The organism is Streptomyces griseiscabiei (genome assembly GCF_020010925.1).
Classification (GTDB): Bacteria; Actinomycetota; Actinomycetes; order Streptomycetales; family Streptomycetaceae; genus Streptomyces; species Streptomyces griseiscabiei.
Genome location: NZ_JAGJBZ010000002.1, coordinates 2568719 through 2591742, shown reverse-complemented (window position 1 = coordinate 2591742; position 23024 = coordinate 2568719). Strand labels below are relative to the sequence as shown.

Genomic DNA, 23024 nt, shown 5'->3' with positions numbered 1-23024 from the left:
GACGGGTGTCCTCAGGTGGTGGGCGGGAGCAGGTCGAACAGGAGTTGGACGGCGCCGGTCTCCGGGTGCCGTACGGGATGGGCGCGGACCCCGAACACCTCGGCCAGCAGGTCGGGGTGGAGGACGTCGTGGGGCGGGCCCGAGGCGACGATCCGGCCGCCCGCGACCACATACAGCACATCGCAGTGCGCGGCGGCGAGGTTGAGGTCGTGCAGGGCGGCGAGCACGGTGACGCCGCTGTCGCGGACCAGGGACAGCACATCCAGCTGGTGGGCGATGTCGAGGTGGTTGGTGGGTTCGTCGAGGACGAGCACCCGGGGCTGCTGGGCGAGGGCGCGGGCCAGCAGGACGCGCTGTTTCTCACCGCCGGACAGGGCCAGGAACCCCCGGTCGGCGAGATGGTCCACCCCCGTCCGGCTCATGGCCCGCGCGCAGATCTCCGTGTCGGAGGCGGCCGTGCGCTCCCGGTGCGGCAGCCGTCCCATGGCGACGACCTCGGCGACCGTGAAGTCGAACTCCGCGGACGACTCCTGCGGCAGTGCGGCCAGCAGCCGGGCGGCGGCCCGGGAGTCCATGGCGTGCGCGTCGTCGCCGTCCAGCCGTACCGTGCCGGCGGCCGGGCGCAGCGCCCGGTACACACAGCGCAGCAGGGTCGATTTGCCGCTGCCGTTGGGGCCGACGAGCCCGACGAACGCCCCGCTGTCCGCGGTGAGGCGGATGTCGTCGACCAGCCGTGCGCCGGCCACCTCGACCGTCACCCCGTCGATGTCCAGTCGCATGGTCAGCGGCCTCCGAACGCGTAGCCGCCGCGCCGCATCAGCAGCAGGAAGGCGGGCACGCCCACCACGGCGGTGATGACTCCGACGGGCAGTTCGGCGGGGGCGAGCAGCAGCCGGGACAGCACGTCCGCCCACACCAGCAGCACGGCGCCGACCAGCGGGGCCACGGCCAGCACCCGGCGGTGGTCGGCGCCGACCAGCATCCGTACGACGTGCGGCACCATCAGCCCGACGAACCCGATGGCCCCGCTGACCGCGACGACGGTCCCGGTCACGGCGGCGGTGACGAGGAACAGCTCCCGGCGCAGCCGCTCGGGCCGGACGCCGAGCGCGGCCGAGGTCTCGTCGCCCATGGCGAGGGCGTTCAGCGACTCGGCCCGCCGCCGCAGCCACGCCCAGCCCGCCGTCACGGTCACGGCGACGAGCGGCACCTGCGCCCAGGTCGCCCCGCCGAGACTGCCCAGCAGCCACATCAGCGCCGACCGGGCCGCCTCGCCCCGGGCGGCGCCGAACACCATGACCGTGGTGACCGCCTCGAAGCCGTACGCCAGTGCCGTGCCGGTGAGGACCAGCCGCAGCGGGGTCAGGCCGTGCGGGGAGCGGGCCACCGCGTACACCAGGGCCATGGCTCCGAGGGCCGACAGGAACGCCGACGCGGACAGCGCCCAGACGCCGAGACCGGCGAAGGCGCCGAGCAGGATCACGGCGTTGGCGCCGACCGCCGCGCCCGAGGAGATGCCGAGGACGAAGGGGTCGCCGAGCGCGTTGCGCACGATCGCCTGGACGGCCACGCCGACGGCCGCGAGTCCGGCGCCGACGACGGCGCCCAGCACGACCCGGGGCAGGCGGATCTCCCAGACGATCGTGTACGGGGCGGCGTCGGCGGCATGCACGGTGCCGCCGGTGAGGCCGGCCCACAGGAAGCGCAGGACGTCCGGCCAGCCGATGCCGGCGGCGCCGAGGCCCGTGCCGCCGATCAGCGACAGCAGGAGGAGCAGCGCGAGGCCGGTGACGAGCGGGGGCAGGGGTATTCGGCTGGGGGTGCGGCGCACGGTCGGGGCGGTCCTTCACCTGGGGCCGCCTGGTCGGACCTCGGTCGGAAGCGGCCCGTACGGCACGCCTGCCGTGCGGTCCCCCTCTCGCAGTCCACGGCGAGCGTTCAACGGGTCGCACCACCCACGGGCGATCGGGCTCGCACGACGGGTCCGGCTCGGCCGTCGTGCACACCGTTGCGGGTCAGCGCCGGGTTCTCACCGGACTTCCCCCGCGGGAGGCGAGGGGAGCCTAACAAACGGGGGGTGCGTGGTCGGGTGCGGGTCCGGTGGGGGCTGGTCGCGCAGTTCCCCGCGCCCCTAAAGCCGGGGCTGCGCCCCGTGCCTTCGAGAAGCCCCACGCACCCGCACCCGACCACGCACCCCACCCGGCCCTCAACACCCGTGACGATCCCGCTCGGGCGAGTACAGGTGGCTGTCCCGGAACTGCCGCGCACCCAACGTGCGGCCGACCATGATGACGGCCGTGCGCAGCACACCCGCCGCCTTCACCTGGTCGGCGATTTCGTCCAGGGACCCCCGGATGATCAGTTCCTCGGGCCGCGAGGCATACGCCACGACCGCGGCCGGGCAGTCGGCGCCGTAGTGCGGAAGGAGTTCCTCGACGACGCGGTCGACGTACCGCGCGGCGAGGTGGAGCACGATCAGCGCCCCGCTGCGGCCGAGCGTGGCGAGGTCCTCGCCGTCCGGCATGGCGGTGGCCTGCTGGGCGATCCGCGTGAGGATGACGGTCTGGCCGACCGTCGGCACGGTCAGCTCCCGCTTCAGCGCGGCGGCAGCCGCCGCGAAGGCCGGTACGCCCGGCACCACCTCGTACGGCACCCCGGCCGCGTCCAGCCGTCGCATCTGCTCGGCGACCGCGCTGAACACGGAGGGGTCGCCGGAGTGCAGCCGGGCGACGTCGTGGCCCTCCTCGTGCGCGCGGACCAACTCGGCGGTGATCCGGTCGAGATCGAGCTGCGCGGTGTCCACGAGCCGCGCGTCCGGCGGGCATTCGGCGAGCAGTTCGCGGGGGACGAGGCTGCCGGCGTACAGGCAGACCTGACAGGCGGCGAGGGTGCGGGCGCCGCGGACCGTGATCAGGTCGGCGGCACCGGGGCCGGCGCCGATGAAGTACACGGTCATCTGTCTGCTCCCGAAGCGTGGTCGGCGGTGTCGAGGGGGGTCGTGCGTACGGCCCACTGGGTCACCGGCATCGCCTGCCGCCACCCGGTGAAGCCGCCCACGGGCACGGCGTGCGCCACCGCGAGCCGCACCAGCTCCCCGCCGTGGCGGCGGTGGGCGGCGGCGAGGACGGCCTCGGACTCCAGCGTCACGGTGTTGGCGACGAGCCGTCCGCCCACCGGAAGGGCCTGTCGGCAGGCGTCGAGGAGACCGGGCGCGGTGAGCCCGCCGCCGATGAACACGGCGTCCGGCGGCGGCAGTTCGGCCAGCGCGGCGGGCGCGGCCCCGGTGACGACCCGTAGTCCGGGCACGCCGAGCCGTTCGGCGTTGCGGGTGATGCGTGCGGCGCGCACCGGGTCGCGTTCGACGGTGAGCGCCCGGCAGGAGGGGTGGGTACGCATCCACTCGATCGCGATCGAGCCCGATCCGCCGCCGATGTCCCAGAGGAGTTCGCCGGGTGCCGGGGCCAGCGCGGCCAGCGTGGCGGCGCGCACATACCGCTTGGTGAGCTGTCCGTCGTGCTCGTACGCCTCGTCGGGGAGGCCGGGGACGGCGCCGAGGCGGAGGGCGTCCGGGGCCCGCCGGCACTCGACGGCGACGATGTTGAGGGGGTCGCCGGGCGGGTGCGCGGGTTCCCAGTCGTCGGCGGTGGTCTCTACGCCCGTCCGTTCCTTCTCGCCGCCGAGCTGTTCCAGGACGCGCAGCCGGCTCGGCCCGAAGCCGCGGTCCCGGAGCAGGGCGGCGACCTCGGCGGGTGTGCCGGCGTCCGCGCTGAGCACGAGGAGCCGGCGGCCGTCGTGCAGGGCGGCGGCGAGACGGGCGGCGGGCCTGCCGACGAGGGTGACGACCTCGGTGTCCTCCAGCGGCCAGCCGAGGCGGGCGGCGGCGTAGGAGACGGAGGAGGGGTGCGGCAGGACGCGCAGCCGGTCGCCGGCCTCCTCGGCGAGGGCGCGGCCGATGCCGTAGAACATGGGGTCGCCGCTGGCCAGGACGGCGATGCGGCGGCCGGTGTGCGCGGCGAGCAGGGCGGGGACGGCGGGGCGCAGGGGCGAGGGCCAGGCGACGCGTTCGCCCGTGCACTCCGGGGGCAGCAGGTCGAGCTGGCGGGGGCCGCCGATCAGGACCTCGGCGTCGCGCAGGGCCGCCCGGGAGGTGTCGGGGACGCCTCGCCAGCCGTCGGCGCCGAGCCCGACGACGGTGACGGTGACGGCGTGCGGCGGTCCGGGGGGTGCGGGGGTCACTGCGCGGTACCTCGGTGGTTCGGGGGCGGTGCTCGGGCGCCGCTCCCGCGGGGCGGCTCCCGGAGGCGACAGACGCGCACTCTACTGGGCGGTGACCTGCGTGGTCGTGCCCGGGTGCGCGTCCGCCGCCCGATACGGTCCGGCGGTGGGCCGCGGTCAGCGCCTCCAGTAGGTGATGTCGCGGAAGCGGGCCTCGGCGCGGCCGGAGCCGTGGTGGTAGACGCCGTTCTTGAAGTAGCGGGTGGCGGGGCCCCGGTCGGCGACGGTGAGGACGAGGGAGTCGTCGAGGTAGACCTTGATCGTGCCGGTCCCGCTGCTCGCCTGGTGGGCGATCTTCACGTTGAACCAGGTGTCATAGGCGCCGGTTCTGAGGACCGTGCCGTCGTAGCGGCGCACGGTCCCGCCGCCGGTGTCGTACACGTTGAGCATGATGTCGGTGGCCGGGGTGCCGGAGGGGCGCCGGGTGCGCAGGGTCTGGACGAAGGACGCGCCGTCGGTGCCGGCCGGGAGGTAGACATCGGCGTCCCACATGTGGCCGCCGGTGCTGTAGTCGTTCTTCCAGCGCATCTCGGTGCGGGGGTCGGTGGAGCTGCCCTCCTCGAACGGCTCGTCGGTGGCGTACACCCACATGCGGTGGACGCCTCCGGTGGAGCTGTGGCGGTCGCTCAGGTCGAGGTTCCAGGGCTTCTGCCAGCTGTGGGTGAACGAGGTGCGTGTCCAGCCGTCGGTCGGATCGGCGGCCGGGGCGGCGGCGACGGTGCTGCCGGCCAGTAGGCCCGCTCCGGCCTGCAGGACCGTGCGTCTCTTCATCGGAATGTCCTCCCGTACAGGAAACATCGGATGGGTGAAAACGTCTGGACCATGTTGCCAGAGCGAGCATGGAGGCCAATCCACCCCGCAAACAGCCTATTTTCAGCCTGCCTTGCATGGAAACTCGCCACCGTCGTCACCATTGACAGGTACACGAGCCCTGCTAGGTTCGCCGATACACCCGATGTATCGCTCTCAGGCCTGGAGGACGATGATGACCTCTCATTCGGGGAGGCACTTACCCCTGCCCCGCCGTTCCGTGCTCGGTACCGCGCTGGGCGGTGCGGCGGTGGCGGCCCTGCCCGGGACGGCCCACGCGGGACCGTCCCTCCCGACGGCGTCCACCGGGACCGAAGCGGCGGTCTCCGGGGACAGACGCCCCTGGAAGCTCCGCGACACCATGACCACCGACCGCTCCTGGGAGCGGTTCCTGCGCGGCCAGGACCTGCGCTGGAGCAGACTGCCCACCCGCTGGTACGAGGGCCCGTTCCTCGGTGACGGGCTGCTCGGCAGCATGGTCTACCAGGAGCCGGGCGCCAACCGGATCCGGTTCACCGTGCAGCACGGCGAGGTCCAGGACCACCGGCCCGAGTTCGGCAGCGGCTGGGGCACCTGCCGGCTGCCGGTCGGGCACCTCACGCTCGACCCGGTCGGCACGATCACCGCCGTCGACTGGCGGCTGAGCCTGTGGAACGCCGAACTGACCGGCACCGTCACCACCACCGCCGGCACCCTCACCCTCGCCGCCCTGATCCACGACGAGGTGCTGGCCACCAGAGTGACGGCCCGGGGCGGCGAACGCGTCGTCTGGACCTTCCACCCCGAGGAGGCCGTCAGCCCCCGGAAGATCAGCGAGGCACCGCCCGCCGGCTACACCCCCAACCCGCCCTGGACCACCCGCACCGCCGACGACGGCACCGAACAGGTGCTCCAGCCCCTGCTCACCGGCCAGACCGCCACCGCCTACCGCCGCGACGGCGCCGAACTGCTGCTCGCCGTGGGCCACAGCGCGCCCTCGACCACCGCCGCCGAGGCCGACTCGTTACGGCGCCTGCGGCGCGCCCGGTCGTACGACGCGCTCCGGCGGCGGCACCGCCGCTGGTGGCACGCCTTCTACCCGAAGAGCTTCGTGTCGTTCCCCGACGAGCGGCTGCAGAGCTTCCACTGGATCCAGCTCTACAAGGTCGCCTCCGCCAGCCGCGCGGGCGGCCCCGTCATGGCCACCTGCGGGCCCTGGCTGGAGCCGACCCCCTGGCCCGCGGTCTGGTGGAACCTCAACATCCAGCTGGAGTACTGGCTCGTCCACGGCTCCAACCACCTGGAGCTCGACTCGCTCGCCACCACCGTGCGGCAGAACCAGGAACAGCTGATCGCCAACGTGCCCGCCGCCTACCGCGCGGACAGCTCCGGCGTCGGCCGCAGCTCCGACATGTTCGCCAACCGGAACGTGGGCAGACCCGGCACCGGCGCCGAGGTGGGCGACCTCACCTGGGCGCTGCACAACGTCTGGCTGACCTACCGGCACTCCATGGACGAGTCCCTGCTGCGGGACACGGTCTTCCCCGTACTGCGCCGGGCGATCAACTACTACCTGCACTTCCTCACCCCCGGCAGCGACGGCAGACTGCATCTGCCGAGCACGCTCTCCCCCGAGTACCCGGTCGTACCGCCGCAGGACACCACCTACGACCTGGCGCTGATCCGCTGGGGCTGCCGGACACTCATCGACTCCGCCGAACTCCTCGGTGTCGACGACGAGTTGACCCCGCGCTGGCAGGAGGTGCTGGCCAGACTCACCCCGTACCCGGTCGACGACAACGGCTACATGATCGGCGCCGACACCCCGTACGCGCAGTCCCACCGGCACTACTCGCATCTGCTGATGATCTATCCGCTGTGCCTCGTCAACTGGGAGCAGCCGGAGAACCGCGAGCTGATCACCAGGTCGGTGGTCCGCTGGCACGCACTGCCGAGCGCGCACCGGGGGTACAGCTACACCGGGGCCGCGTCGATGTACGCGATGACCGGCGACGGCGACACCGCGATCGGCTATCTGCGGAAGTTCTTCGACCCGAGCACCCGCTACCCCTGCCAGGCCAACACCCACTACACCGAGGCCGGTCCGGTCATCGAGACTCCGCTGTCCGCCTCGCAGTCGCTGCACGACATGTTCTGCCAGAGCTGGGGCGGGGTGATCCGGGTCTTCCCGGCCGTCCCGTCCGCCTGGGCCGACGTCACCCTGCACGACTTCCGTACCCAGGGCGCCTTCCTGGTGAGCGCCGTCCGTGAGGGCGGGACCACCCGGTTCATCCGGATCAGGAGCCTGGCGGGCGAGCCGCTGAAGCTCCGGCACGGACTCACCGGCCGGCTCACCGTGCTCCTCGACGACGGCACCCCGGCCCGCACCCACGACCCGGGCGACGGCACCCTCTCCATCGATCTGCCCGAGGGCCGCGAGGTGCTGGTCCACTCCGGTGCCCGGCCCGACCTCGTCATCGCGCCGGTCGGCATCAGCGAACCGGGCGCGGCCTGGGGACTGCCGTAACCACGCTCACCCACCCGCACCACAGGAAGGTTCCCATGGCTGTTCCGATCAGGACCACGGTCGCCGGGCTCTGCGCCGGGCTGGTGGCCACCCTTCTCACGACCGTGCCCGCGCGGGCCGAGCCGCACGACCGCGCCTGGTCGGTGTCCGCCTCGGCGTCCGCGCACGTGCCCCGCGCACGGGTGTCCCTGGACTCCGGCACCGGCGCTCTGCGTCTGGCGGTGTCCCGCGGCGGCCGGACGGTCGTCGAACCCTCACCCGTCGGCCTCGTCACCGAACAGGCCGACCTGTCCCAGGGGTTGCGTTTCCTGCACCGCAGGGACCGGACGATCGACGAGCGGTACCGGACCCGGGCCGGCAAGCGGCTGGAACGCCGGGTGCGGATGAACGAGAGCCGGCTGTCGTTCACGACCGCCGCCGGTGCCCGGCTCGACCTCGTCGTCCGCGCCTCCGCCGACGGGGTCGCCTACCGGTACGTCCTGCCCGCCGGCCACGGCGATGTGCTCGGCGAGACCTCCGCGTTCAACCTCCCGGCGGACGCGAGCGCCTGGCTCGGCGCCTACCGGGCCGACAACGAGGGGCAGTTCGTCCGGTACACGGCCGCGGGCGCCCCGACCGGCGCGTACTCGGACCAGGCGCTGTTCCGCACCGACGGCGGCTACACGCTGCTCGCCGAGTCCGACCTCACCGGCGCCTACTCCGGTGCCCGGCTCACCCATGAACAGGGCACCGGCACCTACCGGATCAAGCTCGCCGACGACCGGGTGACGACCGGCGGGGGCCCGCTGGCCACGCCCTGGCGGGCCATGGTCACCGGCGATCTCGCGACCGTCACCCGCTCCACCTTCACCGACGACCTCGCGCCCGCCTCCCAGGTCCGCGACCGCTCCTGGATCCGCCCCGGCACCGCCCTGTGGACCTGGCTGGCCGGTGGCCGGCCGGCGGGCCAGAGTCTCACCGCGCAGAAGGCGTACGTCGACTACGCCGCCGAGCGCGGCTGGCCGTACGAGGCGGTCGACGCGGGCTGGTACTTCCGGTCCGACGCCTGGGACACCACCGACCCCGACTGGCAGACCACCAGCTGGATGCCCGAACTCGTGGAGTACGCGCGGGCCAAGGGCGTCGGCATCATCGTCTGGATCCATCAGCGCGACCTCGACACCGCCGAGGAGCGTGCGCGGTGGCTGCCCACCCTGGAACGCTGGGGCGTCAAGGGCGTCAAGATCGACTTCATGGACTCGGAGGCGCAGGCCACGCTCAAGTGGTACGACGCGATCCTCCCGGAGACCGCCGCCCACCACCTCCTGGTCAACTTCCACGGCTCCACGATCCCCAAGGGCATCCAGCGCACCTGGCCGCATGTGATGACCCTGGAGGGCGTCGCGGGCGAGGAGAAGCGCACCAACACCGCCGCCCACCTCACCACGCTGCCGTTCACCCGCAACGTCATCGGCTCCATGGACTTCACCCCCGGCGCCTTCCACCGCGTGGGGCTGCGCCCCAACTCCGACGCGGCCGAGGTCGGGCTCGCCGTCGCCTACGAGTCGGGCCTGCAGATGTTCGCGGGCACCCCCGAGTCGTACGACGCCCGGCCGCTCGCCCGTGCCTACTTCGACCAGGTCCCCGCCGCCTGGGACGACACCCGGCTGCTCGCCGGGGAGCCCGGACAGGAGGCGGTGCTCGCGCGCCGCAGCGGTGACCGCTGGTTCCTGGGCGGGGTGTACGCGGGAGCGGCCCGCACCGCCGAGGTCCCGCTGACCCTCGGAACGGGCAAGTGGCTCGTCGAGACGATCCGGGACGGCGCCGACGGCCTCGTCCAGGACCGGCGGGTGCTGCGCGGCGGCGACGCGTTCACCGTCGACGTGACCACGAACGGCGGCTTCGCCGGCCTCGCCTGCCCCTGGCGCCCGGGGGTCACCACCTGCTACCGCTGAGCCTCCCCGGCCCGGTCGCCGGCCAGCGGCCGGGCCGCGTAGGTGATGCGGACGACCCCGTCGGCGTGCCGTTCCGTGTGGCCGAGCACGCCGAACACGTCCCTGAGGAGGTCCGGCGTCAGGACCTCCAGGACCGGGCCCGCCGCGACCACCTCGCCGCCGTCGAGGACGGCGAGGTGGTCGCAGAGGCGGGCGGCGAGGTCCAGGTCGTGCAGGACGGCCAGGGTGGTGATGCCGGTGGAGCGGATCAGGTCCAGGAGTTCGAACCGGGCGCGGATGTCGAGGTGGTTGGTGAGTTCGTCCAGGACCAGCAGCCGGGGTCGCTGGGCGAGGGCGCGGGCCAGCAGCACGCGTTGGCGTTCGCCGCCGGAGAGGGTGGCGTGGTCGCGGTCCGCGAAGGGTTCGACACCGCAGCGGGCGATCGCGTCGGCGACGGCCTCCCGGTCCTCGGCACCGTCCCGCCCGAGCAGCCCGTGGTGGGGCGTACGCCCGAGGGCCACGATCTCCCGCACACTCAGCCCGGTGGTGGTGCCGGAGTCCTGGAGCACGGCCGCCGTGCGGCGGGCCGCCGTCCGCGCGGGCAGCTCCCACACGTCGTCTCCGCCCACCCTGACCACTCCCCCGGCGGGGCGCAGCGAGCGGTAGACGGCGCGCAGGAGGGTGGACTTGCCGCTGCCGTTGGGGCCGACGAGCCCGACGACGTCGCCCTTGCCCGCCGCCAGGTTCACCGCCCGGAGGATCGGGGTGCGGTCCAGGGTGATGTGGAGCTGGTCCACGGTCAGTTTCATACGGTGTCCGGGCTGTTGTTCATACGGTTGTTCATGCGGTGTCCAGGCCCTTGTCGCGGCGCAGCAGCCACAGGAAGAAGGGGGCGCCGAGCAGGACGGTGAGGATGCCCAGCGGGAGTTCGTTGGGGCGGTTGAGGGTGCGGGAGAGCAGGTCCACGGCGACCAGGTAGACGGCGCCCAGCAGCGCGGTCAGGGGCAGCAGCCTGCGGTGGCCGGCGCCCGCGGTGAGGCGGACCAGATGGGGGATCATCAGGCCGACGAAGCCGATGCCGCCCGCGACGGCGATGACGGTGCCGGTGAGCAGCGCGCTGAGGATCAGCAGGACCGCCCGCAGCCGGCTGACGTCCACGCCGAGCGCGGTGGCCGACTCGTCCCCGGCGAGCAGGGCGTCGAGCCGCCGTCCGAACAGGGTCAGCACGACCGTGCCGGTCACCACCACCACGGTGACGACGGGGAGTTGGTCCCACTGGGCGCCGGCGACGCTGCCGAGCATCCAGAACATCACGGTCCGCAGCTCGGTGGGTGTCGCCATCAGCTGGACGAAGCTGGTGAGGGAGAGGAAGACGGAGCCGACGACGACCCCGGCCAGGACCAGCCGGGTCGGGGCCAGCCTGCCGCCGCGCCGGCCCAGGGCGAAGGCGAGGGCACCGGCCGTGAGCGCGCCGACGAAGGCCGCGCCCGACACCCCGAGGCCGCCGAAGCCCGCGAGGGTGGCCCCGCCGAGGGTGATGACCAGGACGGCGCCCAGGGAGGCGCCGTAGGAGAAGCCCAGCACGACGGGGTCGGCAAGCGGGTTGGCGACCAGTGTCTGGAGCACCGCTCCGGTGACCGCGAGGCCCGCGCCGACCAGGGCGGCGAGCGCGACCCGGGGTGCCCGGAACGTCCACACGATCTGGTCCAGCGCGGGGTCGCCGGGGGCGCCCCGTCCGGTGATGTGGTGCAGCAGGACCCGCCATACGTCGCCGACCGGGATGTTCACCGCGCCGATGCTCACCGCCATCACCATCACGGCGACGAGCACGACGGACAGGACACCGACAGCGAGGGACAGCCGCAGGCCGTTCAGACCTTGTCGGGGTGCAGCATCCCGGCGATCTTCGCCACGGCCAGGTCGTTGCTGGGGCCGAGGTACATCGAGTCCGACAGCGCCACGTACGTCTTGTTCTTCGCCGCCGGCCACTGGGGGAACTCCTTCAGCAGTTTCTCGGCGTAGGCCGCCGGGTCGGGGTCGTTGTAGCCGATGACGACGAGGGCGTCGACGTCGGTGGCGGCCACCTTCTCCTTGCTCAGGTCGGCGAAGGACGTCGTCGAGGCGTTCTCGAAGGCGTTGGAGCCGCCGGCCCTGGCGAGGATGTCGTTGTAGATGCCCTTGGCGACGACCGAGCTGAAGTCGTTGCCGCCCATGGTCATGTGGGAGAACAGGACCATGACCTCGGGCCGCTTCTCGCCCTTCACCTTCGCGGTGACGTCGGCGATCCGCTTCTCCGAGGCGGCGATCAGCTTCTCGGCCTCGTCACCCCTGTCGAAGATCTTCCCCATGTCCCGCAGCAGTGTGTAGCTGTCCTCGACGGTCATCTTCGAGGTGTCCTGGTCGCAGCCCTGCGGGGAGACATAGGAGTGGGCGCCGACGTCCCCCAGCTGCTCGCGGGTGGCGAAGCCGTTCTTCTCGTCGAAGCCGTACGAGGTGGTGGAGAGCACCAGGTCGGGGCGGAGCCCGATCATCGCCTCGCGCGGGATGTCGTAGGCGTCGTTGAGTTCGACGCCACCGGTGGGGAGCCTCTTGATGGCCTCCGCCCGGCCCTCGGTCTCGGACATGCCGTAGCTCTGCTGGTTGGCGACGATCCGGTCGCCCAGGCCGAGGGCGAGCAGGGTGGAGACCTCGGCGACCGAGGCACCGTTCATCACGACGACCCGGCCGGGTGCCTCGGTGAACTTCTCGGAGACCCCGCAGTTGTCGAGGGTCACCGGATATCCGGACCCCGCGGCGGCCGCGGAGGCGTCGCCGTCGTCCGCGCCCGCTGTCCCGGTCGCGTCGGCGCAGGCCGTGGTGACCAGACAGAGGGCGCCGGCCAGGGCGACGGCGACCGGCCGTTTCTTCGGCATTCGGGGCTCCTTGGTGCGGGGTGCGGGGTGCGGGGTCGTGCGGTGGGTTCCGTTGCAGTAGTCGGACGGTGGGCCGCGGGAGTTCCCGCCGGGCCTCGACTACTCGGCGGGGAGGGGGAGATGGGCCCGGCTCCGGCGGTCCGCGGGGGCGGGCAGTGCGCCGGTGGTGACGCAGTGGTCGAGGTAGCGCAGGACGAGGTCCCGGTCGACGGGCGGGCAGGTGATGCCGCTGCCGCGGAGGCCGTTCACGACGTTGTCGGCGCGGACCCGGCCGAGACGCAGGTCCGCGCCCCCGGTCTCGCCGGCGTCCGCTCCCCAGGAGTCGAGGAAGGCCAGTGTGGTCGCCGCCGCGTCGGAGGAGACCGGCAGCTCCGCCCGCCATCGGTGCGCCGGGACGCGGCGCAGCGGGTAGCCGTACTCCTCCAGCCAGTCGTAGAGGTCCGCCAGTCGCACCGGGGCGCCGGCCGCGTGGTTGAAGACGGTCGCGCCGGCGGGGTGGCGGCCGAGGCAGAGATGGACGAGCGTGCGGGCCACCTGGTCGACCGGCGTCCAGATCTCCTCCTCGAACAGGTCGGGGACGACTCCCGCGGGCACTCCCGCCCGCAGCACGCTCCACAGGAAGTCCCGCTGGTCGACGTAACCGGTCGAGGCCGGGCCGACCACCCGGCCGAGCCGGTGCACGGTGACCGGCAGCCCCCGCTCGGCGGCCTGCTCCACCAGTCGCTCGGCCGCCCACTTCGACCGCTGGTAGCCGTACCGCAGTCCGGGGTGCGGCGGGAGGAACGCCTCCGGCACTTCGGGGCTCAGGGCGAGGGGCGGGGCGACGGAGAGCGTCGAGACGAGATGCAGGGGCGTCGCCCGTACGGCGGCCATGCGCACCAGGTGTCTCGTGGACTCGGTGTTGGCGGCGCGGAGGGTGGCGTACTCGCGCAGGATGCTGACGGTGGCCGCGTTGTGGACGATCGCCCCGCAGGTGCGGGCCAGTTCGGCGAACGTCTCCTCGTCCAGGCCCAGATGGGGGCGGGCGAGGTCGGCGGGGATCGCCGTGACGCGTGCGCCCGCCCCGGCCGCCGGGCTCAACCCGTGTGTGCGCAGGGCCTGTCGGACCCGGGCGGCGGCCTCGGCGGGGCCCGGGGCGCGGACGGGGCAGACGATCTCGGCACCGGTGGCCTTCAGCAGCTCCGCGAGCAGATGCGCGCCGACGAAACCGGTGGCCCCGGTGAGCAGGATCCGGTCGGGTGGGCCGGTGGTGGCGCGGGGGCGGGCGGCGATACGGACGGCGGGGTCCAGGACGGCGTCCGCGAGCAGGGTGTCCGGGAGGGCGGGGCCGGCCGGCGGGGGTTTCGCCGGGTCGTCGCCCTCCCGGGGCGCCCGGTCCAGGAACCGGGCCAGTTCGGCGGGCGTCGGATGCTGGAACAGCCAGGCGACCTTCAGATCACGGCCGAGTTCGGCGCTCAGTCGGTTGGTGACCTGGATGGCCTGGAGGGAGTGGGCGCCGAGGTCGAAGACGTCGTCCTCGGCGGACACGGCCGCCACGCCGAGCACGTCCCGCCACACGGCGGCGATGGTGGCCTCCGGCGAGCCGTGCGCGGCGGTCTCCCGGTCCGGTCGCTCCCGGGGCACGGCCAGCGCGTTCCTGTCCGTCTTCCCCGAAGCGGTGCGGGGCAGGCGGTCCAGGAACTCGACGGCCGAGGGGACCATCGCGGCGGGCAGGGCGGCCCGCAGCCGCTCCCTGAGGTGGGAGACGGCCGGGGCGGGCCCGTCCGGGACCACGTAGGCGACCAGCCGTCGCGTCCCGTCCGCCGCCACCTGTCCCACGACGGCGGTGTCACGGACCCCGGGATGGGCCAGCAGCACGCTCTCGACCTCGGCGGGGTGCACCCGATGCCCACTGATCTTGAACTCGGCGTCGGAGCGGCCCAGATGGCGCAGCTGTCCGTCCGCACCGATCCGTGCCAGGTCGCCGGTGCGGTAGGCGCGCGGCGCTCCGGGAAGCCGGTCGAGCGGGGCGAAGCGGGCGGCGTCCGGCCCCGGGTCTCCCCGGTAGCCGTCTGCCAGGTGGGGGCCCAGGAGGTGCAGTTCACCGTCGACGACGGCGGCCCGGGTGCCCGGGAGCGGCCGTCCGATGGGCACGTCCCCGGGGGCGAGGGCCGGATCGTGCAGGTCGGCGACGGTGGCGACCACGGTGGCCTCGGTCGGCCCGTAGGTGTTGAGCAGCCGCACCGAGGGGCCCACCGCCGCGCGCCAGCGGTCGACCCGTTCGGGCAGGGCCGTCTCGCCGCCGATGACGACCGTGCGCACCCCGGGCGGAAGTGCGGCGGTGCCGGTCGAGACGGTGTGGGCGAGTTCGTGCCAGTAGGCGGTGGGCAGGTCCAGGACGCTGATCCGCAGCCGGGCGCAGGCGTCCAGGAAGCCGGGCACCGACTCGGTCATGTCGTCGGTCCGTACGACGAGGGTGGCGCCCGCGCACAGGGTGAGGAAGACCTCCTCGACGCATGTGTCGAAGGTGAGCGGCGCGAACTGCAGGACGCGGTCGCCGCGCCGGATGCCGTACCGGGGCAGGGCGCCGGCGACGAAGTGCGCGAGGGCGCGGTGGCCGATCTCGACGCCCTTGGGGCGGCCGGTGGAACCCGAGGTGTGCATGACGTAGGCGAGGCCGTCCGGTGCGGGCGCCTGCGGGCGGGCCGCCGGACCGGGCCGGGGGTGCGGCTCGTCCAGCGGGAGGACGGGGTGGCCGGGGAAGCCGGTGGCGTGGGCCCGGGTGGTCAGGACGAGCGCGGGACGGGTGTCGGCCAGCAGTGCCCTCCTGCGCGCCGGAGGGGCCGCCGGGTCCAGTGGGCTGTAGGCGGCGCCGGCGGACAGGACGCCCAGGACGGCGGTGACGGCGTCGACGCCGCGCGGCAGGGCGACGGTCACCAGGTCGCCCGGGCCGACCTGGCGGGCGGTCAGCCGATGTGCCACCTCCTGTGCTGAGGCGAGGAGTTGGGCGTAGGTGACCGTACGCCCCTGGTGTTCCACGGCTACGGAACCGCCGTGCCGGGCGGCGTGCGCGGCGATGAGGTCGAGCACGGGACGCGCGGTGCCCGGCAGGGGGCCGCCGTCGAGGACGGCGAGGGAGGCGGGAGCGACGTCGGGGGCGGGGGTGGCGGTCACCGGCCCCGCACGCGGTGGCACCGGGCGCGGTGCGGCGCCGAGCGGCCGGTCGGGGTGGGCCGCGGCCTCCTCCAGCAGGGCGAGCAACCCCTCCTGGAACGCGGCGACTTCCCGCTCGGCGTACAGCTCGGGGTGGGCGTCCACGGCGATACGGAGTCCCGTGCCCTCGGAGCGGTCGTAGACGTTGACGGACAGGTCGTCGACCGGGCCGGCGGAGACGTTGTGGACGGTGCTGCGGTGTCCGGCGAAGCGGAGGTCGTAGGCGAAGGGCATGATGTTGACGCCCGGCCCGGACAACCGGCGCCGGCCGCCGACCAGGCCGAGGTCGCGCCGCAGCCGTTCGTAGCGGTAGCGCTGGTGCGGCAGTCCGGCGCGGAGTTCCCGGGAGACACGGACGGCCAGGTCGCGCGGGGTGTCCGAGGCGGTGACCGGGACGCGCAGGGGCAGGATGTTGCGGACCGTGCAGGGGACGCGCAGCGCGACGGAGCCGAGGCGTCCCATCGCCGGCAGGCTGAGGACGATCTCGGGGGCGCCCGTCAGCCGGTGCAGCCGGGCCGCGGCCACGGCGAGCAGGATCTCGGACCAGGTCACCCCGATGTCGCGGGCGACCGTGCGCAGGGCCTCCGTCCGTCCGGCGTCGAGGTCGGCCACCCGTCGGCGGAAGGTGCGGGCGGGCAGGGCCGTGCGGCCGGCGGGCGTGGGCACGGGCGGCCGGTCCGCGTACCGGGCGGCCCAGTACGCGCCGTCCTCGGCGTGGCGTGGCGACTCCCGGTAGGCGCGCTCCTCCTCGCGTACCGAGGCCAGGGTGCCGAAGCCGCTGTCCCCCGGTGGTCGCCCCGCCACGAGGGCCGTGTAGACGTCGGCGACCCGGCGCGCGACCAGGGCGAGGCCGAACCCGTCGAGGGCGATGTGGTGCACCCGGTGGTACCAGAGGTACTCCTCCGGGGCGATCCGCAGCAGGGCGTGGCCGAAGACGGGGCCCTCGGTGAGGTCGACGGGGCGGGCCATGTCCCGGTCCATCCAGGCCAGCGCCGCCGCGTGCGGATCGGGGCGGGTGGTGAGGTCGGCCGTGTGGGGCCGCCGGCCGCCGGCCGGGGTGACCGTCTCCCGGGGCCGCCCCCGGCCGTCGACGGCGTAGGAGACGTGCAGCGCCTCGGTCTCCCCGACCACCCGGCGCAGCGCCGCCTCGAAGAGGGAGGTGTCCACCGGCCCGTGGATGTGCACGTACTCGGCCGTGTTGTAGGCGGGGCTGGCCGTGTCGAGCTGCTGGCCGGTCCAGATGCCTTCCTGCGCGGCCAGCAGGGCGTGGGAGGCGGTCACGCGGCTCCCTCCTCGCCCGAGGGGGAGAGCAGTCGCCACCACTGGGCGAACGAGGTGCACTCGGCGAGGTCGACGAAGGTCACGTCCGCGCCGCTGTCCCGCCAGCGTTCGACGAGGGTGACGATGCGCAGGGAGTCGAGGCCCGCGTACACGGGGTGGTCTTCGAGGTCGACCTCGTCGGGCCGCAGGAACAGGAACTCCGCGAGGTCCGCGCGGAAGGCCTCCGGTGTGAGGGGAGCAGGCATGGTGTTCTCTCTCCAGTGGACCCGGTGGCAGGGCCCGGTCAGTTGACCCCGCGCGCGCGGTCGCCCCAGAAGCGGTCGCGCAGTTCGCGGCGGAGGATCTTGCCGCTGGGGTTGCGGGGTACGGCGTCGATGAACTCGTAGCGGGCGGGCAGCTTGAAGGCCGCGAGCCGTGGGACGAGGAAGCTGTGCAGATCACGGGGGCGTGGCCGGGCGCCGGGCACGGGGACGACGAAGGCGTGCACGTACTCGCCCCAGCGTTCGTCGGGGGCGCCGACGACGACGGCCTCGGCGACGCCGGGATGTGCTTCGAGTACGTTCTCGATCTCGGCCGGGTAGACGTTCTCCCCGGCCACGAGGACGGCGTCCTTGATCCGGTCGCGGATGAAGACATGGCCGTCCTCGTCGAGGTGTCCGGCGTCCCCGGTGTGGATCCAGCCGTCGACGAGGGTCTCGGCGGTCCGGTCGGGCAGCCTCCAGTACTCGACCATGCGCGCGGGGGTGGCGAGGCAGACCTCCCCGACCTCGCCGGGCGGCAGTTCGCGCCCCTCGCCGTCGATCACCTTGGCCCGTACCCCGGGGTACGGGCGTCCGGCCGCCTGCATGAGGGGGCCGCCGGGGACATGGGCGGCGGGTGGCAGGCACACGGCGGTGTTGCCGGTCTCGGTGAGGCCGTAGATCTGGGCGAACTCGCAGTCCAGGACGGCGAGGCTCTCCTCCAGCAGCGCCTCGGAGATCGGGGAGCCGCCGTAGACGGTCTTGCGCAGGGTGGTGAAGTCCTCGGGGCCGACGCCGGGTTCGGTGAGCATCATGCGGAGCATGGCCGGGACGACACAGGCGGTGGTGACGCGGAGGTCCCGGATGAGGTTCACGGCCGTACGGGCGTCGAAGGCGCGCAGGGCGACCACCGTGGTGCCGGCGTCGAGATTCTGCGTCGCCCACCACAGGCCGCCGATGTGGAAGCCGGGGATGCCGATCAGCGCGATGTCGCCGGGCCGCCAGTCGATCCAGTCCAGTCCCTCGCTCGCCAGGGCGTCACGGATCGCGAAGAAACTGCGGTGGGCGAGGACGACGCCCTTGGGCAGTCCGGTGGTTCCGCTGGTGTACAGCTGCGCGACCGGGGTGTCCGGGGTGGCGGTGTCCGGCGGGTCGGTGTCGGGGCGGGCCGCCTTCCAGGTGGCGAAGTCCGCTCCGAGCGCCACCGTCGTCTCGGGCGGGGCGGTCGGCATCCGCCTCACGATCGGCGCGAACTCGTCCTCCAGGAACAGCAGTCGGGTCCCGGAGTCCCGGAGGATGTGGCCGACCTCGGGTGCGGCGAGCCGCCAGTTGACGGGGACGAGGACGGTGCCGCTCTTCGCACAGCCGAAGAGGATCTCGTAGTAGTGCTCGGACTCCTTGCCGAGGTAGGCGACCCGGTCCCCCGGGACGAGCCCCGCCTCCCGCAGGGCGTGGGCGATCCGGTTGCTCTCGCGGTGCAGTTGCCCGTACGTCAGGGTGCGGCCTTCGCAGAGCACGGCCGGGAGGTCGGGGCGCCGCTCGGCGTGCTGACGGGTGGTCCGGGCGAGTGTCCTCATGGGCGGCGCCTTCGGGTCGTCTCGGTGGTCGGGGGACGTGGCTCGGGACGTGGCTCGGGGGACGTGGCTCCGGGGAGGTCGACGAACGCGAGGGTCGCCTCGCCGTCGCAGCGGCCGGACGCGGCGTCGCGGTAGCGGAAGGCGGTCTCGGCGTACAGGAAAGGAGTGCCGCCGGCCGGGGTGCGCCGGGTGACGGAGCGGAACTCCAGCTCGCCCGAGAAGGAGCGGGGATCGACCGGGCGCCGGAACCGCGTGGAGAACCGGGCGATGAGAATGTCCGGGAGCTGGCGCTCGAAGAATTCGTCCAGCGTCCAGTCGGCGAATGCCGTCCCCAGCCCGTCCCGTACGGACCTGGCGACGAGGCAGTACATCAGCTGGTTGTAGCAGATGTTCGCCTCGACGGAATTCAGATGGCCGGTGTCGTCGATGTAGCACGACTCGGGGATCTCGAACTCGCCGTGGGCGACGGCGTTGCCGTCCGCGTTCTCGGTGACGACGGCCGAACGCAGATATCTGCAGTGCTCCTTGTACGGTCTCAGCACGCGCGCCAGCAGTGCCTCGTCCGTCATGTCGCCGCGATCCCGTCGTGCAGCCTCCGCTCGTCGTGGACGGTGACGCGATGGGAGACGGTCGGCTCGGGTGTGGTGGTGTGCCGGGCGCGGTGGACCAGGCTGCGGTTGTCCCAGATCAGCAGATCGCCGGGTTCGAAGCCCTGCAGGTGGACGCCCTCGTGCGCGAAGGTCTCGTCGAGCTGGCCGGTGGCGTCGAACAGCCGCTTGAGCAGTTCCTCGTCGAGCGGCGCACCGTCCGCGTCCTCGATGCCGACGGTGAAGCCCTCGCTGATGTAGAGGATCGTCTCGCCGGTCATGGGGTGGGTGATCGTGGTCGGCTGCCGGACCGCCGGGGTCTTCCGCTCGACCTCGTCGATGATCTCGCTCAGGGGGCGGTAGACGTCGTCGGGCCGTATTTTGAAGTACTTGCGCACCGAGTGTCTGCAGTACGTTCCCGCGATGTCCTTCTTCAGGTCCTCGGGCAGTTTCCCGTAGGCCCGGCCCATGTCGATGAAATAGGTTCCCCGGTTCCTCTCCGGGACGACCCGGGGGTGGATCAGGGTGATTCCGAAGGGGTCGGGCATGAATTGGTAGTCGGCGTGCCAGAACTTCCCCGTCTTCGGTACACCGATCTGCCTGCCGTCCTTCGGGACGTTGGAGGAGACGAATATCTCCGGGACTTCCGGGTGCTGGTACATCGGCTCGTAGTACGTCTCCGGGCGGCCCAACCGCTGGCCCAGCGCGAGGAATTCCTCCGGGGAGAGGTCCTGGCCCTTCAGTACGGCGATCTTCTTCGTGTAGACGGTGTGCTTGAGGGCCGCGATGTCCGTGTCCGGTGCGGTGGTGTGGTCGAAGCCCTCCACGACGGCGCCCATCGTGCCGCCGGGCTGTTCCTCGATCTTCATGTCGGTGTGTCCTTCCGCGGGTTCAGACGGTGGTGCGGCGGGCGTCGATGAGCCGGGCCACGTCGCCGAGCGTGAGGTCGGGTTCGAGTTCGTCGTCGCCGACGGCCGCGCCGAGGTCGCGCTCGATACGGATGCTGATCTCGACCGTCGTCAGCGAGTCGACGTCCAGTGCGCCGAGGGTCGCCTCGGGACGGATCCGGTCCGCCGGGGTGTCGTGCAGCCGGGTGAGGATCTCGACGAGCTGCTCGTAGGTGGTGCTCATGACGTCGTCCGTTCTTGTGGCGGTTGCGGGGGTGCGGGCCAGGTCAGCAGGCAGGAGCCCCAGGTGAGGCCGCCGCCGAAGGCGGTGAGGAGCAGCCGGTCGCCGGGCCGGAGCACCCCGCGGGAGGCGGCGTCGGCGAGGGCGAGCGGGATGGAGGCGGCGCCCGTGTTGCCGACGGACTCGACATGCGTCGCACAGCGCTCCCGGGGGAGGCCGAGGTCGTCGGCCACCGCGTACAGGATCCGCAGGTTGGCCTGGTGGGGTACGAAGTGGTCGACGTCGTCGGTCTTCCGGCCGGCCCGGGTCAGGGTGGTGCGCGCCGACTCGGCCATCCGCGTCACGGCGTGGCGGTAGACCTCCCGCCCCCGCATCGCGAAGTGCCGTTCCTCGCGGCTCGGTTCACCGGGCCGGGACCGCCCTCGGGAACCGCCGGCCGCGACCGTGATCAGGTCCTCGTGCGTGCCGTCGCTGCCGAGGTCGAAGTGGCCGACGGCGCCGGGCTCGTCGGGGTGTCCGGCGCGCAGGACGACGGCTCCGGCGCCGTCGCCGAAGAGGATCGCGTTGCCCCGGTCCAGGGGGTCCACGATCGTGGAGTACGTGTCCGCCCCGATGAGCAGGACCCGTCGCGCGATCCCGGCCGCGATCAGCCCGGCGGCCGAGGCCAGCCCGTGGACGAAGCCGGCGCAGACCGCGCCGATGTCGAAGGCGGCCGCTCCCGTCAGCCCCAGCCGGGCGGCGACCGCGGGCGCGGTGGCCGGGCACGGGTGGTCCGGGGTGGTCGTGGCGAGGAGGACGGCGTCGGCCCCGCCCGGCCCCGCCGAGGCCAGTGCCCGGCGGCCCGCCTCGACGGCCAGATCGGAGGTCGCCTGTCCGGGCTCGACGGCGTGGCGGGTGCGGATTCCGGTCCGGGCACGGATCCAGGCGTCGTCCGTGCCGAGCCGTCCCGCGAGCTGCTCGTTGGTCACCGTACGGGACGGCACCCATCCGGCCAGCCCGCACAGGACGGCCGCGGGAGGGGCGGAAACACCGGCGCCGACAGGGGACATGAGGTTCTCCAGACATGGCGGAGGACGGGCGGACGGCCCGGACACGTGAGGGAAGGGGCGAGGGAGAGAGGGAAGGGGAGGGAAGCCGTACGGACGGAAGGCCGGTCAGGGAGGGACGCCCGGCACCGGAGCGGGGCCTAGGGACCGCCCGCCCCCTCGGCCTCGGTCACGGCGGTGGCCCCGGCCCCGGTGAGGCCGGCTCCACCGCTCGCCCTCCACCCCGCAGCCAGCGCCAGCGCCCCGCACCCGATACCGGCCGCGATCGTCAGGACGGCGGTGCGGATGCCGTCGAGGAGCCCGGGTCCGGACGCGTTCTGGCCCACGCCCCCGGCGACCGCGACGAGCAGGGCGAGGCCCACCGCGCCGCCCACCTGGAGTGTCGTCGACGCCGTTCCGGAGGCGATGCCCTGGTCGCCCGGGGCGACCCCGGCAGACGCGGCGATCCACATCCCGGTCCACGCGGCGCCCTGGCCGAGGCCCAGCAGCACGATCCCCGGCAGCAGCGCGGCGTACGGGCCGTCCGAGGTGAGGGCCGGGCCGAGCGCCCCGGCTCCGGCGGCGCCCAGCGCCATGCCGCCCACCAGCGTGCGGCGCACCCCGAAGGCGGCCACGGCCCGTTCGCCCACCCGCGTGCCCAGGGCGACGACCACGGCGGGCACGAGGAACGCGAGGCCGGTCGCGACCGCGCTGTAGCCGTGCACCGACCGGAAGTACAGGGTGAGGAAGTACGGCACCGAACTGAACGTGGCACTGAACAGCGCGGTCACCACCATCGTCACCAGCAGGCCCCGGTGGGCGAACAGCCTTGCCGGTACCAGCGGTTCACGTGCCCGGCGCTCGACCACGGCGAACAGCGCCAGCAGTCCGACGGCCGCCACCGCGCCGACCAGGGCCGTCGGGGTGGTCCACCCCTCCGCCGGGGCCTGGACCAGCAGGAACACCAGAAGCGTCGTCCCGCCCGTCGCCGTCAGCGCGCCCGCCACGTCGAATCGGCGCGAGCGGTCCCGGGGCCCGTCCGCCGGGAACAGCAGCCGTCCGGCCACCGCGAGGGCGCCGGCGACGGGCACGTTGACGAAGAACACCGAGGGCCAGCCGAACGCCTCCACCAGGACCCCGCCGAGCAGCGACCCGAAGCAGAGCCCGCCGGCCCCGGCGGCCCCCCACACCGCGAGGGCACGGTTCCGGGCCGGCCCCTCGTCGTACAGGGTGGTGATCAGGGACAGCGTCGCCGGGAACAGCAGCGCGCCGCCGATGCCCTGGACCGCCCGGACGGCGACCAGGACGCCGGGTGAGCCGGCGAAGCCGCCGACGAGGGACGAGCCGGCGTACAGCAGTGCGGCCAGGACGAACATCCGCCGTCGGCCCAGCAGGTCGGCGGCCCGGCCGCCGAGCAGCAGGAAGCCGCCGGTGGCCACGACGTAGGCGCTCACCACCCACTGGAGGTCGTGGTCGGAGAAGCCGAGCCCGCCGCCGATGTCGGGCAGGGCGACGTACACGATGCTGTGGTCGAGGGAGATGACGAGCTGGCCGAGCGCCAGGATCAGCAGGGGCATCG

Annotated in this window: 18 protein-coding genes; 2 read left to right on the top strand and 16 right to left on the bottom strand. The window is 73.5% G+C overall.

The genetic code is table 11. The features are described 5' to 3' along the window. Nucleotides 1-11: 11 nt before the first annotated feature. From J8M51_RS28585 to J8M51_RS28565, 5 genes are all read right to left on the bottom strand, one after another. Nucleotides 12-779, bottom strand: a complete 768-nt coding sequence (locus tag J8M51_RS28585; RefSeq protein ID WP_086755087.1) for an ABC transporter ATP-binding protein — start codon at nucleotides 777-779, stop codon at nucleotides 12-14. A 2-nt stretch (nucleotides 780-781) separates the two neighbouring features. Continuing rightward, entirely contained in the window at nucleotides 782-1831 is a 1050-nt protein-coding gene (locus tag J8M51_RS28580) for a FecCD family ABC transporter permease (RefSeq protein WP_086755088.1), read from the bottom strand. Nucleotides 1832-2206: 375 nt separating this feature from the next. Next, nucleotides 2207-2956, bottom strand: a complete 750-nt coding sequence (gene cobM, locus J8M51_RS28575) for a precorrin-4 C(11)-methyltransferase (protein ID WP_086755089.1) — start codon at nucleotides 2954-2956, stop codon at nucleotides 2207-2209. Beyond that, nucleotides 2953-4236: a precorrin-6y C5,15-methyltransferase (decarboxylating) subunit CbiE gene (gene cbiE, locus J8M51_RS28570; RefSeq protein ID WP_086755090.1), complete on the bottom strand. Its 1284-nt coding sequence runs from the start codon at nucleotides 4234-4236 to the stop codon at nucleotides 2953-2955. Before cbiE ends, cobM begins: the two co-directional genes overlap by 4 nt. Before the next feature lie 156 nt (nucleotides 4237-4392). After that, complete coding sequence (locus tag J8M51_RS28565) at nucleotides 4393-5046, bottom strand: cinnamyl alcohol dehydrogenase (RefSeq protein WP_086755091.1); 654 nt, start codon at nucleotides 5044-5046, stop codon at nucleotides 4393-4395. 214 nt (nucleotides 5047-5260) lie between these two features. Here J8M51_RS28565 and J8M51_RS28560 point away from each other — a divergent pair, with 214 nt between their 5' ends. After that, the gene (locus tag J8M51_RS28560) at nucleotides 5261-7591 is read left to right on the top strand and encodes a glycosyl hydrolase family 95 catalytic domain-containing protein (protein WP_179203031.1); all 2331 of its coding nucleotides are present in this window, start codon (nucleotides 5261-5263) and stop codon (nucleotides 7589-7591) included. Between the two features lie 35 nt (nucleotides 7592-7626). Further along, a complete protein-coding gene (locus J8M51_RS28555) occupies nucleotides 7627-9525 on the top strand; it encodes a glycoside hydrolase family 97 protein (RefSeq protein WP_086755093.1) in 1899 nt (632 codons plus the stop codon). Here J8M51_RS28555 and J8M51_RS28550 read toward each other — a convergent pair. The 11 genes from J8M51_RS28550 to J8M51_RS28500 all read right to left on the bottom strand — a co-directional run bounded on the left by J8M51_RS28550 (nucleotide 9516) and on the right by J8M51_RS28500 (nucleotide 23022). Beyond that, entirely contained in the window at nucleotides 9516-10313 is a 798-nt protein-coding gene (locus tag J8M51_RS28550; RefSeq protein ID WP_086755094.1) for an ABC transporter ATP-binding protein, read from the bottom strand. The genes J8M51_RS28555 and J8M51_RS28550 overlap by 10 nt on opposite strands. Before the next feature lie 31 nt (nucleotides 10314-10344). After that, nucleotides 10345-11319 carry a FecCD family ABC transporter permease gene (locus J8M51_RS28545; RefSeq protein ID WP_086755100.1) on the bottom strand — a complete coding sequence of 325 codons (975 nt, stop codon included), beginning with the start codon at nucleotides 11317-11319 and terminating at the stop codon, nucleotides 10345-10347. Nucleotides 11320-11375: 56 nt separating this feature from the next. After that, on the bottom strand, nucleotides 11376-12416 hold the full coding sequence (locus tag J8M51_RS28540; RefSeq protein ID WP_086755095.1) for an ABC transporter substrate-binding protein: 1041 nt from the start codon (nucleotides 12414-12416) through the stop codon (nucleotides 11376-11378). Nucleotides 12417-12515: 99 nt separating this feature from the next. Beyond that, nucleotides 12516-16889, bottom strand: coding sequence for an amino acid adenylation domain-containing protein (locus J8M51_RS28535; RefSeq protein ID WP_267299560.1), 4374 nt, complete (start codon nucleotides 16887-16889; stop codon nucleotides 12516-12518). Then, entirely contained in the window at nucleotides 16886-17134 is a 249-nt protein-coding gene (locus J8M51_RS28530) for a phosphopantetheine-binding protein (RefSeq protein WP_086762005.1), read from the bottom strand. The genes J8M51_RS28535 and J8M51_RS28530 overlap by 4 nt, the downstream gene beginning before the upstream one ends. Before the next feature lie 38 nt (nucleotides 17135-17172). Further along, nucleotides 17173-18705, bottom strand: coding sequence for a fatty acid--CoA ligase (locus J8M51_RS28525; protein ID WP_086762003.1), 1533 nt, complete (start codon nucleotides 18703-18705; stop codon nucleotides 17173-17175). Next, entirely contained in the window at nucleotides 18702-19274 is a 573-nt protein-coding gene (gene scoD / locus J8M51_RS28520) for a (2E)-enoyl-ACP glycyltransferase (RefSeq protein WP_086762001.1), read from the bottom strand. Before scoD ends, J8M51_RS28525 begins: the two co-directional genes overlap by 4 nt. Further along, nucleotides 19271-20161 carry a (3R)-3-[(carboxymethyl)amino]fatty acid oxygenase/decarboxylase gene (gene scoE, locus J8M51_RS28515; RefSeq protein WP_086761998.1) on the bottom strand — a complete coding sequence of 297 codons (891 nt, stop codon included), beginning with the start codon at nucleotides 20159-20161 and terminating at the stop codon, nucleotides 19271-19273. The genes scoD and scoE overlap by 4 nt, the downstream gene beginning before the upstream one ends. Nucleotides 20162-20183: 22 nt before the next feature. Beyond that, nucleotides 20184-20423, bottom strand: coding sequence for an acyl carrier protein (locus J8M51_RS28510; RefSeq protein ID WP_086761996.1), 240 nt, complete (start codon nucleotides 20421-20423; stop codon nucleotides 20184-20186). Then, complete coding sequence (locus J8M51_RS28505; RefSeq protein WP_086761994.1) at nucleotides 20420-21469, bottom strand: beta-ketoacyl-ACP synthase III; 1050 nt, start codon at nucleotides 21467-21469, stop codon at nucleotides 20420-20422. Before J8M51_RS28505 ends, J8M51_RS28510 begins: the two co-directional genes overlap by 4 nt. A gap of 137 nt (nucleotides 21470-21606) precedes the next feature. Beyond that, entirely contained in the window at nucleotides 21607-23022 is a 1416-nt protein-coding gene (locus J8M51_RS28500) for an MFS transporter (protein ID WP_086761992.1), read from the bottom strand. Nucleotides 23023-23024: the final 2 nt, after the last annotated feature.

Excerpts from the sequence above, each read along its gene's own strand:
- J8M51_RS28585 (WP_086755087.1), bottom strand. The coding sequence starts at position 779 with ATGCGACTGGACATCGACGGGGTGACGGTCGAGGTGGCCGGCGCACGG.
- cobM (WP_086755089.1), bottom strand. The coding sequence starts at position 2,956 with ATGACCGTGTACTTCATCGGCGCCGGCCCCGGTGCCGCCGACCTGATC.
- J8M51_RS28565 (WP_086755091.1), bottom strand. The coding sequence starts at position 5,046 with ATGAAGAGACGCACGGTCCTGCAGGCCGGAGCGGGCCTACTGGCCGGC.
- J8M51_RS28560 (WP_179203031.1), top strand. The coding sequence starts at position 5,261 with ATGACCTCTCATTCGGGGAGGCACTTACCCCTGCCCCGCCGTTCCGTG.
- J8M51_RS28555 (WP_086755093.1), top strand. The coding sequence starts at position 7,627 with ATGGCTGTTCCGATCAGGACCACGGTCGCCGGGCTCTGCGCCGGGCTG.
- J8M51_RS28550 (WP_086755094.1), bottom strand. The coding sequence starts at position 10,313 with ATGAAACTGACCGTGGACCAGCTCCACATCACCCTGGACCGCACCCCG.
- J8M51_RS28545 (WP_086755100.1), bottom strand. The coding sequence starts at position 11,319 with ATGGTGATGGCGGTGAGCATCGGCGCGGTGAACATCCCGGTCGGCGAC.
- J8M51_RS28540 (WP_086755095.1), bottom strand. The coding sequence starts at position 12,416 with ATGCCGAAGAAACGGCCGGTCGCCGTCGCCCTGGCCGGCGCCCTCTGT.
- J8M51_RS28530 (WP_086762005.1), bottom strand. The coding sequence starts at position 17,134 with ATGCCTGCTCCCCTCACACCGGAGGCCTTCCGCGCGGACCTCGCGGAG.
- J8M51_RS28525 (WP_086762003.1), bottom strand. The coding sequence starts at position 18,705 with ATGAGGACACTCGCCCGGACCACCCGTCAGCACGCCGAGCGGCGCCCC.
- scoD (WP_086762001.1), bottom strand. The coding sequence starts at position 19,274 with ATGACGGACGAGGCACTGCTGGCGCGCGTGCTGAGACCGTACAAGGAG.
- scoE (WP_086761998.1), bottom strand. The coding sequence starts at position 20,161 with ATGAAGATCGAGGAACAGCCCGGCGGCACGATGGGCGCCGTCGTGGAG.
- J8M51_RS28510 (WP_086761996.1), bottom strand. The coding sequence starts at position 20,423 with ATGAGCACCACCTACGAGCAGCTCGTCGAGATCCTCACCCGGCTGCAC.
- J8M51_RS28505 (WP_086761994.1), bottom strand. The coding sequence starts at position 21,469 with ATGTCCCCTGTCGGCGCCGGTGTTTCCGCCCCTCCCGCGGCCGTCCTG.
- J8M51_RS28500 (WP_086761992.1), bottom strand. The coding sequence starts at position 23,022 with ATGCCCCTGCTGATCCTGGCGCTCGGCCAGCTCGTCATCTCCCTCGAC.